Here is a 16340-nt window from a genome sequence, read left to right as displayed (position 1 = left end):
TAACACGGCATGTGTACGCTTGCGGTCATTTTCATGCGAGTCTAAGCACAACCACGGCCCATGTGCGGGGCTTTGCGTTGCTGTACAATTTTACGCCGAGTAGTCCGTCTGTGCGCAAAAAAGAGCCGAGTTTATATTGTCCGGCCTCACGGGCGAGTGGGCAGGTATTCTCGAAAAATTGGCTGGAGAACCTATTACTCTGTGCCTCAGTGGGTAATCTAAACCATCATTGCAATACGTTATAATGAGACCAATTTCAACCAGCAAATGGCCGCTAAGTCGTTTAAAAGCGTTAAGTACAAAGGGGAAGTATATTCCAACTTTAAACATCTGGAAACAGCCATTGCCAGCTTTAGTAAAGGCTTATTTTACATTTGGGTCGAGAATAGATAGAAGGAGGGTAATAGTAGAATAACACAACGCCCGGCCCCTTTTTCACAAGGGGCCGGGCGTTGTGTTATTCTGAGAGGTGTTGTATAAATGCCGATTATGTAAAGCTGGGTTTTTATTACTCTTTTTCAGGATGATTTTAACCCAATGGTCTTTACCCGGAAATAAATAACCATTGAACCTGTAGTCAATTTGATTGTTCGAAAAAGCACCCGGGATGTCAGCCTGGACGATATCGACCGAGTGTAGGCCTGGTTTTGAATCCAGACGCTCTCAGCCCATTAAAGTCCATAGACCTAACCAGGCCAGTTTAGTACGCCTGCTTGCCCGATAGCGGAATTGTGGTGCGCTTTACATCGTTGACCTCAAATTCATACGGATACCCTGACTTGTCTCGTCGGGGTAATTCATCCCCGCGTTAATGCCCTTCCACAGCCAGACAGCGTATGAAACGCAGCCTTCAACGTCTCGTCTTTACACCTTAGGTTCCCAGCCTTTTTCGTAGGTTCGGCTCCATAGTTTCTGCGCGTCACTGTCGCCGATGATATGCCCGTTTTTAGGGTCGATAGCCAGCCCGCGCCCCGTGCGCCAGGCAATGTTGCCCAGTTGCATCGCCACCACACTCTTATAACCCGTTTCTACGTCGCAGTTCGGTCGGCGGTTGTTCCGGATGGCATCCAGAAAATCCATGACGTGTAAGTTGTCCATCCCTAAGCTCGGGCTGGCGGTATTACGACCCTGCACATCCCCTTCGTCTACCGACTTCACTTCTTTTACCAGTTTCCCATCCAGGTCATACACCGTATAATTATCACCCCCCGTATCCAGACTACCCTTTTCGCCGTAGAAGATGATGCCCCGGTCCTGCCCTTCTATCTTGCGTCCGTTCGAGCTTCGGGATTCCCACATCAGCGACACGCGGCCCGGATAATCCATAATGATAACCTGGGTATCGGGGGCTTCCCAGTCGTCTTTGAATTCATACCGTCCCCCAACGGAGCTAACCCGAATCGGGAAATCGACCCCTAATCCCCAGCGGGCCACGTCGACCTCGTGGGTACCGTTGTTCAGGGCTTCGCCCGTGCCCCAGTGCCAGAACCAGTGCCAGTTGTAGTGGATAAGGTTGTCTTTAAAAGCCATTCGGGGGGCGGGTCCCTGCCATAACTCGTAATCGAGCCAGTCGGGCACGGTTCCGGGTTTCAGTACCGTTGCCTTCCGGTTGTTGGTATACCAGGTTTTGGCCATGTACACGCGCCCGATGATGCCCTGATGCAGTTGTTCGATACCCTGCGTCAGCACCGGGGCCGACCGCCGTTGGGCACCCATCTGCACAACCCGATTATATTTACGGGCTGCGGCAACCGCCAGCTCACCTTCGTGCGGATTATGACTGAGTGGCTTTTCAACGTACACGTGCTTACCCGCCTGACACCCCATAATGGTCAGTGGCGCGTGCCAGTGGTCAGGCGTGGCGATGTAGATGGCGTCGATTGATTTATCTTCCAGCACCCGGCGGCAGTCTTTCTCAGATTTGGGTGTCTGGGTTTGTTTGGTACCCAGAATGGTTTTTATGGCCTTCGGAATAGCGCGGGAATCCACGTCGCAAACCGTGCCGACTTCGGCATTCTTCTGACCGGCAATGGTGCCGCCCATGCTGTTGCCCCGGCTGTTAACGCCAATAGCTGCTACCCGAATCAGCGCGTTGGCCCCAATGATTCGGTTATAGCTTTTGGCGCTCATCCCGTAAACGGAACTGCCCATGGCTACACCAACCGAGCCAATGCCTACTTTCTTTATAAAATCACGCCTGTTTTCCATGGAATGCTTAGTAAAAGTTGCGTTTCGCCGATACGGAACTGATTAGTCGACGATAGTTCACAAAGACATCAGCACCCAAAAATTACCGCACAATCCGGTAGTGATTAGCATAAACGGTCAGTTGTCTGTTTCACTGTCCGGCAACGTTTCCGTTTTGGTCCGCGTTTCAGGCTGTTCGCCGTTGGGCAGCTTCCAGTCGCGCTGTTTCCGGAACGGCATAGCCAGTAGTTTACCCACCGTAAGCTCGTCGTCATCCCGGTAGGCAGGCACACCTATTATCAATTCCCGCTGGGCAATGTCCATCCGGTGCGTACCGTGCAGGCGGTCCCAGAGTGAAAAGACCGTCCCCCAATTGGAGTTAAACTCGTCGCGGACAATGGAATGGTGAATGCCGTGCACTCGGGGCGTAACGAACAGGACGTTGATCGTTGCTTCGACCCATTTGGGCAACTTCCAGTTTGAATGATGAAACTGCGCGGCTGTCTCAAAAACCACCTCATAAACAATAGCCACCCAGAAACCAATGCCAAACACCAGCACGACCAACACCCGAAACGCAACACTCATCAGCAGTTCGACAAAATGAAACCGAATGGCGGTGGACGTATCCATATCCAGGTCGGAGTGGTGTACCTGATGAAAACGGTAGAGGAAACCGACCCGGTGCGTGGCGTAATGCCACCAGTAATAGGCATAGTCGAAAACCAGAAAACCCAGCCCATACCCTACCCACGCGCCCACACCCTGCTCAGGAAACAGCCAGTTAATCAGCCCAATATTGTTGTCTCTGGCCCAGACAGCGGTGAGCAGTGGCAACGGCAACAGGGCCAGCCGCAGTACAACAAAGGTGGGTAATGCTACGCTAATATTGCGGATTATCCGGCGCAGTGGCACGTAGTGCTGTTTGCGCAGCGGATACCGCCACTGGATAAGCAGCAGTAACCCGAAGAAAAGCACCATTAGCGGAGAGGCTACGTAATCGAAGGCAGGAATAGTGAACATACGTTTTTAACCGGTGAGAAGCGAAGTTGTTCCGGGCTTGTAAAACGCACGTCTCAACCAGCAAGGTTACTCAATAAAATCGAGGTAATTATCCCGGTGTATAACTTCAAATGACGCATCAGGATAGTTGTTAGCGAAGGCCTTCGGAGCTTTCACCCGCGCCAGCGTGACGGGGTTGACAGACCATTTAAACTCGTAGGCGCGAAGCAAACCATTTTCCAGTTCGAGCCAGTCAATTTCCTGCTGATCGTAAGTACGCCAGAAGTAGCCAGTAACCAGTCGTTGCTGGGCCTGTATCGTTTTCAGTCGTTCGGCAATCAGGTAGTTTTCCCAGAGTTCACCCGTATCGGTTCGTAGCGATAGCGGACGAAAATCACCGATGAGCGCGTTTCGAATGCCTGTATCCGTGAAAAATAACCGGGTAGTTTTGGTTACTTCCCGACGCAGATTTCGGCTAAATCCGCCAACGCGCACCAGAATGAACACTTTAGTAAACAGATCGATGTATTTCTCGACGGTATTTTTGCTCATTTGCAATTGCCGTCCAATCTCTTCCATCGATACTTCTTTTCCCACCTGAAAAGCAATGAGCCGGAGTAGGTCTTTGATTTTAGCCGCGTTACGCACCCCCTCAAAGGCCAGAATATCTTTCAACAGATAGGCATTGACCAAATTGGTCAGGTATTGTTCCCGGCGGCTGTTGGTTGGAAGCTGAAACAGCTCGGGATAGCTGCCATAAATCAGCCGGTCGTCCAGCCGTTGCCGGGTTTCGAGCCTGTTTTCGTAGGGTGATAGTTCCCGTTGAGCCAGCGGATAAAGCTGGTGTGTGAAAGCCCTGCCTGTTAGCGGCTCGCCCGATATATTCGCCAAATCGAACGCCGACGAGCCGGTAACGATGATGCGCAGGGGCGAAACATGATCGACAATCAGTTTTAAAATTGGGCCGATGTCAGGTATCTCCTGTGCTTCATCAATAATCAGCAAGTCGATGCCTTCCAGTAGCCGCCGGTAGTTAGCAATACTGCGTGGAGCCAGCAGTTGCTGCGTGTCTATATCTTCACCGGCCAGCACCAGCGTTCGGTAGCCAGTATGGGCCAGCAACTGATGGATGAGGTACGTTTTACCAACCCGCCGGGTACCAAAAATAAGATTGACCTTGTTTGGAACAAGGTGTTCCGTTAGAATAGGGAGCAGGTATCGGTCATAGTCCATACCGCAATTTAGCTAAATTCCGTCAGTACGTTGACGCAATTTAGCTAAATTGCGTCAACGTACTGACGGAATTTAGCGTTTCCCCTCACCGAATATCCTCAAAAACGCGTTTCAATTTTTCGGCCGGGTAGCCCATACCCCATAAAAAACCGATGTAGAGAAACAGGCCGTTCGCCCGCCAGAAACCCCATTTGGCCACGCGCCGGTCCGACGATTCGACCAGTCGGTTTACCTGCTGGATTCGTCCGTACTGCACCAGCCGAAGCAGCAGATCCGCTTCTTCCATAATGGGTAACTCATCGGCGTAGCCGCCACAATCCAGAAACTGCTGCCGGCGACAGAAAATAACCTGGTCGCCAAAGAGTAGCCGCGCCCCTTTGAAAAAAAAGAGACGGGGCCGAAAAAAGAGCGGGGCGTAGTAAGTTTTAATGTAATTGTGAAACGACGTTATCCAGCGCGTTCGTAACGGCCCGCGCATCAACGAAATGAAGCCCCCGGCGGCCGTTCCGGATTGGGCCAGCGTCTGACAGATGACCGTCAGCGCATCAGCGGGCAACAGGGTATCGGCGTGCAGAAAACACAGATACATACCGGTAGCGCTTCGGGCACCCAAATTCATCTGACTCGAACGCCGGGCAACCGGGCAGTTGAGCAACTGCATGGGTGGGTGACCGACCTTTACCCGTTCCCGCTCCATATATTGCTCAATCAGCGGCACGGTTTGGTCAGTACTACCCCCATCAACAAGAATAAGCTCGTCGGGGGCGGGGCATAGCTGCTGGAGCTGCCGAAAAATCAGGGGCAACATCTTTTCTTCGTTTAAAATCGGAATAATGATGGAAATCGTAGACACAGTGTGAACTATAACGTTTGTAGTTTACCGGTTGATCGTTGCTGTTTGTAGCCTATTGACTTTTCTTACTACTGGCTGGGGTTATGGTTCTGCACAACATCAACTGGTAAACTGTAAACTAACAACCGAATGTTTCGATTTATACCCAACGTCCTGTTGAAACAACTTTACAACCGCAATAGCCTGCACAACACGCCCGATGGCTTTACATTCTCCCTAAAAAATCGACTGGCCGATGCCCGCTTTACGGGTCTGACCCGGATTCGTGTCGATGGGAAAGACTATCCTTCAACGGCCTTCCGGCTGGAACTGGAAGGAAACGCAGCCCTGGAAGTCAGTCAGATATCAGTCGCCAATCCCCTTGAGTTTCCCCTCCGTCGTCGGGTGAATGCGTACGCCCGGGCGGAACCGCTGGCACCGGGCCAGCATACCCTCGAACTGACACTCCAGACCCAGCCATTCGGAACGCTGGTGATTACGGTGACCGACGAACTGCAACAGTCCCTGCCCGCCACCCCTGATACCGGCACCAGTACAGGCATCCCCCGCGACCTGGTCGACGATACATCGCCGGGCATTATCCGGCAACGGCAGGAGTACATCCAGCAGTTTACCCAAACGACGCCCACTCACCTGACCAATTACGGGTTTAATCCCGCCGTGGTGCAGGGCAACTGCGAGCAGTTTGTTGGCGTGGCGCAAGTACCCATTGGGCTGGCTGGCCCGTTGCGCATCAACGGCGAACACGCCCAGGGCGAGTTTCTTATTCCATTGGCCACCACGGAAGGTACGCTGGTGGCTTCCTATAACCGGGGCATTAAGTTGCTCAATCAGTGCGGGGGGGTAACCTGCACGGTGGTGGATGAAGGAATGCAGCGGGCACCCGTTTTTGTGATGCCGGATGCCCGTGCCGCCCGGAATCTGGCCCACTGGATTGCCAACCATGAAGCCGAACTACGGGCAGAAGCCGAAGGCACCTCCCGCTTTGCGAAACTGATATACATCACTCCTTATCAGGCCGGGCGTATGCTTTTCCTGCGGTTTGGTTATACCACCGGCGACGCTGCGGGGCAAAATATGGTGAGCAAAGCCACGCTGGCAGCCTGCAATTACCTGTTGCAACAGGTAGAAAACGTCGAGCATTTTTACCTGGAGTCCAATCTGGCTACCGATAAGAAACCCTCGTTCATTAACACACTCCACACACGGGGCAAGCGCGTCACCGCCGAAGTAGTGATCCCGAAAGACCTGCTTTTGCGGGAACTGCAGGTTGACCCGGAGCAACTGGACCGGCATGCCCGTATCGGCAATCTGGGCGCATTCATGGCCGGGGCCAACAACAACGGACTGCATTCGGTGAACGGGCTGGCGGCTTTATTCATCGCTACGGGTCAGGATGTAGCCTGCCTGGCCGAATCCTCGGCGGCTATCACCACGTCGGAACTGCTGCCCAACGGCGATTTGTACGGCTGTGTCACCCTGCCCTCCCTCATTGTGGGCACCGTTGGCGGAGGTACTGGTTTACCCACCCAGCGGGAGTGCCTGACCATGATGGGGTGCTACGGCGATGGAAATGTCCACAAGTTCGCGGAGATTGTGGCGGGTGTCGTCACTGCCGGCGAACTTTCCCTGGCAGCCGCCATCTCCTCCCTGGACTGGGTATCCAGCCACGAAATGACACGGAATCAATAGGTTGTTATTTAATGGTCATTTAGTTATCATTCATGGTCATTATTCGTCATTTATGGTTATTCGACAGGCACTTTCGATGACAAATAATAACTATTGAATGACGAATAATGACTTTTACAACCGCTTCACCAGCCCCCGCATCAGTTCCGTTAGTTTCGGTTCGGCGGCACCGGCGGCTGCGATAATTTTGCTGATGTCGGCTTTTTCCAGCGTATCGGGCAGGCACATATCCGTGATGACCGACACGCCGAAAACGGCCATGCCCATCTGATTGGCCACAATCACTTCCGGCACCGTCGACATGCCTACGGCGTCGGCACCCCACTGGCGCAGCATCCGGTATTCGGCCCGCGTTTCCAGTTGTGGCCCCGTTACGCTCACGTAAACGCCTTTTTTGAGGGCTATTCCCCGTTCGGAAGCAACCTGAAAGGCCTGTTCGATTAACGCCTTGCTGTACGGCTCGCTCATATCCGGAAACCTGTCACCGAATTCGGGCGGGTTTGGCCCTACCAACGGATTCTGCGGCAGCAACAGGCCAATGTGGTCGTCGATGACCATCAAATCGGTGGTCTGAAAATCGGGATTCATGCCCCCGGCAGCATTGGAAACCAGTAGCGTCCGGACGCCCAGCGCGTGCATCACCCGCACCGGAAATATTACCTGCTGCATGGTGTAACCCTCGTAGTAATGAAACCGGCCCTGCATCACCACCACAGGTTTGCCTTCCAGCGTGCCCAGCAGCAGCTTACCCGAATGGAACTCCACCGTCGAGAGCGGGAAATGAGGAATCGTTTCGTAATTCAGCGTTTTTTCGATGGTTAATTCCCGGGCCAGGGCTCCCAGGCCGGTACCCAGAATAATGCCGATTTGCGGTTGTACGGACGTGTTGGCCTGAATAAAGCGGGCGGCTTCCTGAATCTGTTCGAGCATGGTCAATGTAAAGCGAAGCGTTGCTTCGGTTATCAAGTGTATATTTTTCGGTAAGGTAAAACTATCCCCCTTCTCATTCAATTCGTACTGTCGGGCACCATTTCACGCCAATTCCGCACGGTTATGCCATTACTTCGCTGCTGGGTTTGCTGACCAGCATACAGGATGTACGCCCGATGGGTATTACTCAGGGCTTGCCAGTAGGTTATGTTTTTGAAAAATTCGGCATGAATCGTCTGACCTGATTTAATCTCAATAGGCAGTAAAACACCCGCTTCGTCAACAATAATATCGACCTCGTGCCCCGTCTTGTCGCGCCAGAAAAACAGATTAACCGGTAACCCAGCGTTGGTACGCTGCTTTACCAGGTCTGACACAACCATGTTCTCGAAGATGGCTCCCCGCAGGGGGTGGCTACGGATGTGTTCCAGTTGGGTGATACGCAGGAGTGAGCAAACTAACGCTGTATCATAAAAGTACAGTTTGGGTCGCTTGACGACAGTTTTATTGAAGTTACGGAAATGCGGCTTCAGCAGGTAAATGATGAAACTGCTTTCCAGGATACCAATCCACGACTGAACGGTTTTGGCGTCAACCCCCGCTTCCACGGCCAGTGCACTCAGGTTCAGTTCCTGTCCACAGCGCCCGGCCAGCAACGCCATAAATCGTTCAAATACAAGTAAATCCGTAATATTCTTAATCTGGCGAACGTCGCGCTCAACGTACGTTCGGATATAGTTCTGGCTCCAGTCAGGAGCGGGAATGTGCTGATCGTACACGGGTGGATAAAAACCCGTTAGCATCAGGTCATCATCAGCAGCTAGCAACAGATCGGCAGTTGCCAGTTCAGCCACGGAGAGTGGAAGCAGAAAAAGATGCGCCACCCGACCGGCCAGTGACTGCGAAATAGACTGCTGCAACAGGAAGTTGTTAGAACCCGTCAGGATAAATTCACCTTTCTGCTTCCCATTATCAACGACTTCCTGGAGGTAGGAAAACAAATCAGGCGTGCGCTGTACTTCGTCCAGCACCGCCCCATCCGGGTAAGAAGCCAGAAAACCGCGCGGGTCCTGACTGGCAAAAGACCGGGTATCGGGGTTTTCCAGCGACACGTAAGGCTTATCGGGAAAAACAGCTTTACACAAGGTGGTTTTACCCGACTGACGCGGTCCCGTCAGAGCAACTACCTTGAAAGTATCTGCCAACAACCTCAACTTCGCTTCAGCAATACGTTGAATCATCTATTAAATATACTGGAAAAATACGGAATTTAATTCCGCATTTTTCCATTCCCTGTTCGTCATGGTTTTTGTACAGCCTGTAACTATTTCTGCGAACCAACCGTTCGACTGTCATACTCCATTCACAAAACAGCATTTACTCCGCATTTTATGCCCGCTGAGCATCTGATAATTTTCGTTAAAAACCCCATTCCCGGTCAGGTTAAAACGCGTATTGCCCATACCGTTGGTGATGCCAAAGCCGTTGCTATCTACAATCATCTATTACGCTACACCCAGCAACTCATTCAGTCTTTCTCCGGGCAGCGCGTCGTCTATTACGGCGATTTCGTCAATCGGGATGATGGCTGGAATGCGTATGATAAGCAACTCCAGACAAGTGGCGACCTGGGCGAGCGTATGGCTAATGCCTTTCAGGAGCAGTTTGCCGCCGGGGCCGAAAAAGTGGTAATGATTGGCAGCGACTGCCTCGCGATCACGCCCGACCACCTCACACAGGCGTTTGCCGCCCTCAACAAGTCAGACATCGTGATTGGCCCCGCTACGGATGGTGGGTATTATCTGCTGGGTATGAAGCAGGTCCGGCCTTTTCTGTTTCAGGATATGCCCTGGAGCCAGCCAGAACTTCGGCAGTTGACAGAACTGGCTATTTTACAGCACGGGTTAACGTTCGCGCCACTCGAAACGCTGACCGATATTGATGAATGGAGCGACTATGAACCCTATGCACCGGTAGAGGTCAGTAAGGAGTAATACGAAACCCTTACTTTTACGACCTTACCGGTACCCACTACGCTTGAAAGAACCTGTCATTTATGTAATCATCCCGGCCTTTAACGAGGAAAACTCAGTTGGGCGCGTAGTTGGTGAAATACCGGCCGGACTGGCGCAGGGGATTATTGTCGTAAACAATAATTCCAACGACCAAACGGCGGTGGAAGCAGCCCGCGCCGGAGCTACCGTCCTGCACGAACCCATACAAGGGTACGGGAGAGCCTGTCTGCGGGGCATTGCCTATGCGAAACAGCGTCAGCCCAAGCCAGATATTATCGTGTTCGTTGATGCCGATTATTCCGATTTTCCGGCGGAAATGCCCGCTCTGATTGCTCCCATCCTAAACCGGCAGGCCGACCTGGTTATCGGGTCGAGGGCACTGGGCAAACGCCAGCGTGGGTCCATGACGCCCCAGCAGATTTTTGGCAACTGGCTGGCGACGACATTACTCCGGTGGCTGTATGGAGTTCGGTTTACCGATTTAGGTCCTTTCCGGGCCATCCGGTTCGATACCCTGATGGCACTGGATATGCAGGATACCACCTACGGCTGGACCGTTGAGATGCAGCTTAAAGCGGCCAAAATGGGCTTTCGTTCAACCGAAGTCCCGGTTAACTACCGACGGCGGATTGGTCACTCAAAAATATCCGGTACGGTTAAAGGAACGGTTCTGGCCGGGTATAAAATTCTGGCCACCATTTTCCGGTACTGGTAGCGGGTGGGCTATGACCGGTAAACGATGCACCGTAACTTACACCCATGATTACACCTTTCCGCATTGGCTGGCTGGGCCTTTCGCTGGCGTTGTTTACCCTGCTCGGCTACGGTGTATTGCGGCCGCAGTTCCCGTTGCTCATTACGCTGTACGGCCTTGTTTTCTGGGGCTACACGCGGGTTACAGATTCTCTCTGGCGTGGCACCGTCAGTAAGCCTGGGGAATTATCGAAGCAGCCGGAACCAGACCGGTTTCTCTTTGCAACAGCCCTGCTGTTTCGCCTTTCATTAGTGGCTGTACTCCCTAACCTGTCAGACGATTACGCCCGTTTTATCTGGGATGGACGTTTACTGGCACACGGGTATAATCCGTATCTCTACCTGCCGACTCAGGTAATCAACACGCCCGTAGCGTCCATCGCGGGACTCACCGATTCCTTGTTTCATCGGTTGAATTCGCCCCGGTATTTCACGGTCTACCCACCCCTGAATCAGGCCCTGTTCGGGTTGGCAGGCTGGCTTTCTCCTACCAGCCTAATCGGTGCTGTCATTAGTCTGCGCGTACCTATTCTACTGGCCGATATGAGCTCAATCGTTTTATTGTCGAAGCTGCTGCGCCATTTTGGGAAGAATCCGAATTATAGCCTGCTGTACGCCCTGAATCCACTGGTCATCCTGGAATTGACGGGTAACCTGCACTTTGAGGCTATCATGATTTTTTTTGTTCTCCTGAGTGTCTGGTTACTCGTACAGAACCACTGGATTGGCTCATCCGCTGCCCTCGCTTCGGGCATCGGCATGAAGCTGCTACCGCTGATTTTCCTGCCGTTACTGATTCGGTATCTGGGCTGGAAACGGGGACTTGTCTACGCGGGCCTGACAGGTATACTGGTGGGTCTTCAGTTCGTCCCGTTTATCAGTATCGAGTTGCTGAAAAACATCTTTTCCAGCCTGAATTTATACTTTCAGTCGTTCGAGTTCAATGCCAGTGTCTACTACCTTATTCGGGCGGCTGGCTACTGGCTTCTGGGGTTTAATATCATTGCCGGGGCCGGTTTTATGCTGTTTGTCGTTATTGGCGTTTGCGTACTGGTTATTGCGTTTCGAACTATGCCCCGTTTACCTGCTCCGGTCGTGCCCATGAAAGTCCTGTTAACGCTTACGCTTTACTGGCTGCTGAGTACTACCGTTCATCCCTGGTACATCACCTCACTGGTGGCGGCTTCGGTATTCACTCCCTTCCGTTATCCGCTGGTTTGGTCGGGCGTTGTTGTCCTTTCCTACTCGGCCTACCAAACAACGGCTTACACCGAAAATCTATGGTTTACCGGCTTGGAATACAGCCTGGTACTCGGTATGGGAGTATACGAATGGTATCGACTGAAAAACCAGTCTTTACCAGTATAAGTCATTCATTTCCTTACTTTTACCGGAGTGAAGCCCGGTACACTGTACCATTTAGCCGTAATAAGAACCACCAACCTGTTTCCATGTCTTACACCCTACCCTTATGAAGCTACTCGCCGAAATCATGACTGGTATCGTTGCGCTTGAGCACATCTACATTTTGTGGCTCGAAATGTTTGCCTGGACTACGCAGGGCCGCAAAACGTTCCGGTCTTTCCCAACCGATTTGTTTGAGAAAACCAAATCACTGGCCGCCAATCAGGGGCTGTACAACGGTTTTCTGGCGGCCGGGCTTATCTGGTCACTACTGATTCAGGATGCGGTCTGGCAAACGAACGTTGCCTGTTTTTTCCTGGGCTGCGTTATTGTGGCCGGGATATTCGGGGCGTTAACGGCTCAGAAGTCTATCTTCTATGTACAGGCACTACCCGCTATCGTTGCTCTCATTATCACCCTGATCGCCTAAAATCAGCCCATTATGACAACGAACGATGGAACGAAAGAAGACCCCTGGCAATTAAAAACGCCTTCCGGCTCATCGGAGTACACAATGTATAAAGCGGAACAGGACGGCCAGGAAATCCTGGTCTGCGTAGTGGGGAAAACTACCTTACACTACAACTATCGGTGCATCGCCGATTTACAGGCGATGTTGAAGCAGCAGGGCGACTGGGTGGAACTGGGTGCTGCCGATGAACAAAAACCGGCAAAACCGAATACAGTAGAAGCCTGGGGCCGGTCGCCCGATAATCCGGCAGGCGGCTGGTACGGCTTAAAAAAGGGCTTCCGGGGACGCCTGGGAATGTATCTTCCCCCCTTGATGGAAGCCCTTGGTCTGGCCGAAGTAGAACATAACCAAAAAAATAACCGCATGCGGGCTATCTGAATGCTTACGCCCGGAAAACAGGAAACCGCCCCCAGGCGGGGGCGGCTCCATGAGTACAACAAAACCACAGATAAAGCTGCCAGACGTATTTGGCCAGACAGGAGCCTGTGGCTCTGTTTTACAATGATGAATGATGAACCTTACGCTTCAATCAGATACTCGTCGTGCTGACTGATGTCCAGACCTTCTTTTTCATCCTCTTCGCTCACGCGCAGGGGCAGGATAAGGTCGGTTACTTTCAGCAAGGCATAAGACATGATGAACGCGAAGGCCGATACGCCTACCAGCGCAATCAGGTGGGTAATGAACAGCCCCGTTTCGCCGAAGGCCAGCCCTTCAACGGCTACGCCTGAGTTAACCGCTTTCGTAGCAAAAATACCAGTCATCAGCATACCAACCATCCCGCCAACACCGTGGCAGGGAAATACGTCCAGCGTATCGTCCAGCGTTGATTTCGAGCGCAGGTGTGCTACGTAGTTCGATACGATACCGCCTACGACACCGATGAAAATGGCCGATGGAATCGTTACGAAACCAGCCGCTGGCGTAATGGCTACCAGACCTACTACCGCACCGATACAGAAACCCAGTGCCGATACTTTCTTGCCTTTAGCTGAATCGAATAATACCCAGGCCAGACCGGCTGCCGCAGCGGCCGTGTTGGTCGTGGCAAAAGCCGAAGCAGCCAGTGGAGAAGCGCCAACCGCCGAACCGGCGTTGAAACCAAACCAGCCGAACCACAGCAAACCCGTACCCAGAAGCACAAAAGGAATGTTGGCCGGTGGGAAATGACTGGCCTCCATATGGGATTTCCGACGCTTCAGATACAGTGCACCGGCTAAGGCAGCCCAGCCTGCCGACATGTGAACAACCGTTCCACCCGCAAAGTCAAGCACACCTAATTTAAACAGAATCCCCTCCGGATGCCAGGTCATATGTGCCAGTGGCGCGTAAACGAACAGGCTGAACAGGATCATAAACAGCACATACGACCGGAAATTAACCCGCTCGGCCATCGATCCCGTAACAAGAGCCGGCGTGATAACGGCAAACTTGAGCTGGAAGAAAGCAAATACCACCAGAGGAATCGTTGATGCCAGCGACCAGGGCTTGCCATCCAGTACTCCCTTGAACATGAAGTGATCCATTGGGTTGCCTATAAATCCACCGATGGACGAACCAAAGGCCAGACTGAAGCCAACCACTACCCAAAGAATACTGATTACCCCCATCGCTACAAAGCTTTGCAGCATGGTTGAAATCACGTTCTTGTTGTTAACCATACCACCGTAGAAATACGCCAGACCCGGCGTCATCAACAGAACGAGTGCCGTTGCTACCAGCATCCAGGCTGTATCACCTGTATCGATACCTTCCGTAACGATTTGCGTAGGAACGCCATTGAAACCGGGAATCACGCCAAGCACGGCGACAACACCCAGCAGAATTAGGGGAATGTAATTGGGCTTTTGCATACTGATTGAGGGGTTTTTTGTTGTACTGGTGAAAATTTAGGGTAAGTAAAAGGAGAATTAGAACTTGAAGATAGCGGCCATGCCCAGGGTAGCCTGAGAGGTGGTAAGCGAGCCGTCGTTTTTCTCAAACTTATTGGCTGAGTACGAATCAACCCGCAACTCCGGCTTGAACAGTACGTGCCCGTCTGCCGCGTTGATATTACCCGTAATCGTGATGGACGTTACACTGGCACCATTACCATCGGCATCCGTAATGGCCCGTACCCCGTTCTTGTTGTCGAAGGTTTCAACCCGGGCACCCATGCCGAACTTATCCGTAAAGGCATAATTCGTATAAACGGCCACGCCACTCCAGCTTTTGGTTGTCAATGGCCCACCGCCACCCTGGTAATCCCCTTTCTGCGAACCCGCAGCCGCATTCAGACCCAGAAAAAATTTCGGCGTAATCTGGTAGGTTGTCGTTAGGTCATACAACTGATACAGTGCCTTATCGGCCGGTACAACTACGGTTCCGGTAGTCGGCACCGGGGCAGACGCTTCATTCGACATGATACCGTTCAGATATACGCTCCAGTTGGCCACGGGCGAGAAGAAAAACTGGCCAATGATACCCTTCTTTTTGTTGTTGTCGTACAGGTTATCGACGTTGTTGACCAAACCCAGCATCAGCGAAGCGCGATCGCTGAAGGCGTACTGTGCTTTCAGACCGATGTGGTAGAAGGGACCGTTATTGAAGAGGTTAGAGAGCGAGTAATTGTAGTTGACCGGGGCGTCAATTACTTCGTACCCAATATGGGTACCAAACTGACCCGCCGTGAACGATAGTTTAGGCGTCGCTTTGAACACGATGTACGCCTGCTTGATGGCTAATGCCGTTGAGCCAGGTCCGAGCGGTCCAATGTTATTACCGTAATTTCCCAGATCGGCAAAAGGTCCGAACGTCAGATCCATCACGGCATCCACTTTATCGGCAGTATACACCGCTTTCGCCTGAATCAGTCCAATACCGAATTGACCGGCCCGCTGATCGAATGCCCGTGCCGGACCACCTAATCCTAAATTTGACTGACTTCGTGGATTATTGAAATTACCGAAATAGTAAGTATCCATGTACCCGGAGAACGTAAATTTTCCGGGAGTGGCTGTCGTACTATCCTGGGATCGAGCGGTAAAAGCCAAAAACAAAGAACTAACTAGTAAAATTACTTTTTTCATATTGTTTATTTGGTTGCGTGTGTAGTAAAGGGGAGTTTAATTACGTGGCAAATTTTGTTTAAAAAATTATCGTACGCAATAGCTATCTGGAAATAACTATGCTTTTATCTAATAAAAGTTTAATTTTGTTAGAATTCTACTATAATATCAACTAAGAATACCTAAATTTAAAAATTTATACTGATTTCATCAAATTTGGCCTATCGCTCTTTATACCAAATATTATTAAAATCACTAAAAACGCTTTCGGCCGAAAAAACCCTATTTTTTGCTTCTGATATGATTAAAATACAATAAGGCCCAACCAGCGGACTGATTGGGCCTTATGCCTTATTTTATACTATAGTACGTTACGCTTCGGCGTGTAACCAGGCTTTCTTTGCCAGCAGCGTTTCTTCGTCTTCTTCGTGTTCTGGATCGAGTACGCAACAATCGACCGGACAAACAGCCGCGCACTGTGGCTCCTCGTGAAAGCCTTGACACTCGGTGCATTTGTCCGAAACAATATAGTAAAACTCGTTCGACACGGGGGGCTGCTGATCTTTGCCGCTGATAACCGTACCATCGCCAAAGTCGACTTCGGTTAGTTCAGTCCCTCCCCCCCAGGTCCATTCGACGCCACCTTCGTAGATGGCCGTGTTCGGGCATTCGGGTTCGCAGGCACCACAGTTGATGCACTCATCGGTGATCATGATTGCCATGAGCAGTCTGATTTATATAAGCTAAATGTA

Annotated in this window: 16 protein-coding genes; 7 read left to right on the top strand and 9 right to left on the bottom strand. The window is 51.6% G+C overall.

Annotated features, from left to right (window positions below):
• A partial coding sequence (locus B157_RS39330; protein ID WP_211224985.1) for a hypothetical protein occupies positions 1 to 245 on the top strand: 245 nt, incomplete at its 5' end.
• Positions 246 to 864: 619 nt separating this feature from the next.
• Here the strand turns inward: B157_RS39330 and B157_RS0110720 are convergent.
• The 4 genes from B157_RS0110720 to B157_RS0110705 all read right to left on the bottom strand — a co-directional run bounded on the left by B157_RS0110720 (position 865) and on the right by B157_RS0110705 (position 5275).
• Positions 865 to 2208: a Gfo/Idh/MocA family protein gene (locus B157_RS0110720; RefSeq protein ID WP_020603331.1), complete on the bottom strand. Its 1344-nt coding sequence runs from the start codon at positions 2206 to 2208 to the stop codon at positions 865 to 867.
• A gap of 117 nt (positions 2209 to 2325) precedes the next feature.
• Positions 2326 to 3210 carry a sterol desaturase family protein gene (locus tag B157_RS0110715; RefSeq protein WP_020603330.1) on the bottom strand — a complete coding sequence of 295 codons (885 nt, stop codon included), beginning with the start codon at positions 3208 to 3210 and terminating at the stop codon, positions 2326 to 2328.
• 66 nt (positions 3211 to 3276) lie between these two features.
• The gene (locus tag B157_RS0110710; RefSeq protein ID WP_020603329.1) at positions 3277 to 4422 is read right to left on the bottom strand and encodes an ATP-binding protein; all 1146 of its coding nucleotides are present in this window, start codon (positions 4420 to 4422) and stop codon (positions 3277 to 3279) included.
• A gap of 85 nt (positions 4423 to 4507) precedes the next feature.
• Positions 4508 to 5275 (bottom strand): TIGR04283 family arsenosugar biosynthesis glycosyltransferase, encoded by a 768-nt coding sequence (locus B157_RS0110705; protein ID WP_020603328.1) that lies wholly within the window; start codon positions 5273 to 5275, stop codon positions 4508 to 4510.
• Positions 5276 to 5404: 129 nt separating this feature from the next.
• On the opposite strand from B157_RS0110705, the gene B157_RS0110700 reads away from it, so the two are divergent.
• Positions 5405 to 6967, top strand: coding sequence for a hydroxymethylglutaryl-CoA reductase (locus tag B157_RS0110700; RefSeq protein ID WP_020603327.1), 1563 nt, complete (start codon positions 5405 to 5407; stop codon positions 6965 to 6967).
• A gap of 114 nt (positions 6968 to 7081) precedes the next feature.
• On the opposite strand, the gene B157_RS0110695 is transcribed toward B157_RS0110700, so the two are convergent.
• Together B157_RS0110695 and B157_RS0110690 are read right to left on the bottom strand one after the other, a co-directional pair.
• A complete protein-coding gene (locus B157_RS0110695) occupies positions 7082 to 7897 on the bottom strand; it encodes a purine-nucleoside phosphorylase (protein WP_020603326.1) in 816 nt (271 codons plus the stop codon).
• A gap of 77 nt (positions 7898 to 7974) precedes the next feature.
• On the bottom strand, positions 7975 to 9138 hold the full coding sequence (locus tag B157_RS0110690; RefSeq protein ID WP_020603325.1) for an ATP-binding protein: 1164 nt from the start codon (positions 9136 to 9138) through the stop codon (positions 7975 to 7977).
• Positions 9139 to 9288: 150 nt separating this feature from the next.
• Here B157_RS0110690 and B157_RS0110685 point away from each other — a divergent pair, with 150 nt between their 5' ends.
• The 5 genes from B157_RS0110685 to B157_RS0110665 all read left to right on the top strand — a co-directional run bounded on the left by B157_RS0110685 (position 9289) and on the right by B157_RS0110665 (position 12919).
• Positions 9289 to 9891: a TIGR04282 family arsenosugar biosynthesis glycosyltransferase gene (locus B157_RS0110685; RefSeq protein ID WP_020603324.1), complete on the top strand. Its 603-nt coding sequence runs from the start codon at positions 9289 to 9291 to the stop codon at positions 9889 to 9891.
• Positions 9892 to 9934: 43 nt separating this feature from the next.
• Positions 9935 to 10627, top strand: coding sequence for a glycosyltransferase family 2 protein (locus tag B157_RS0110680; RefSeq protein WP_020603323.1), 693 nt, complete (start codon positions 9935 to 9937; stop codon positions 10625 to 10627).
• A 44-nt stretch (positions 10628 to 10671) separates the two neighbouring features.
• Positions 10672 to 12033, top strand: a complete 1362-nt coding sequence (locus tag B157_RS0110675; RefSeq protein ID WP_020603322.1) for an MptA/MptB family glycosyltransferase — start codon at positions 10672 to 10674, stop codon at positions 12031 to 12033.
• A 103-nt stretch (positions 12034 to 12136) separates the two neighbouring features.
• A complete protein-coding gene (locus tag B157_RS0110670; RefSeq protein ID WP_020603321.1) occupies positions 12137 to 12499 on the top strand; it encodes a DUF1304 domain-containing protein in 363 nt (120 codons plus the stop codon).
• Between the two features lie 12 nt (positions 12500 to 12511).
• Positions 12512 to 12919 (top strand): DUF6855 family protein, encoded by a 408-nt coding sequence (locus B157_RS0110665; RefSeq protein WP_020603320.1) that lies wholly within the window; start codon positions 12512 to 12514, stop codon positions 12917 to 12919.
• Positions 12920 to 13059: 140 nt separating this feature from the next.
• Here B157_RS0110665 and B157_RS0110660 read toward each other — a convergent pair whose 3' ends face one another.
• From B157_RS0110660 to B157_RS0110650, 3 genes are all read right to left on the bottom strand, one after another.
• Positions 13060 to 14394: an ammonium transporter gene (locus B157_RS0110660; protein WP_020603319.1), complete on the bottom strand. Its 1335-nt coding sequence runs from the start codon at positions 14392 to 14394 to the stop codon at positions 13060 to 13062.
• A gap of 57 nt (positions 14395 to 14451) precedes the next feature.
• On the bottom strand, positions 14452 to 15609 hold the full coding sequence (locus tag B157_RS0110655; protein ID WP_020603318.1) for a porin: 1158 nt from the start codon (positions 15607 to 15609) through the stop codon (positions 14452 to 14454).
• Positions 15610 to 15959: 350 nt separating this feature from the next.
• On the bottom strand, positions 15960 to 16310 hold the full coding sequence (locus B157_RS0110650; protein WP_020603317.1) for a 4Fe-4S dicluster domain-containing protein: 351 nt from the start codon (positions 16308 to 16310) through the stop codon (positions 15960 to 15962).
• Positions 16311 to 16340 lie beyond the last annotated feature (30 nt).

The organism is Spirosoma spitsbergense DSM 19989 (genome assembly GCF_000374085.1).
GTDB lineage: Bacteria > Bacteroidota > Bacteroidia > Cytophagales > Spirosomataceae > Spirosoma > Spirosoma spitsbergense.
Note: the sequence above shows the minus strand (reverse complement) of the source record. Positions and strands in the feature narration are given on the sequence as shown.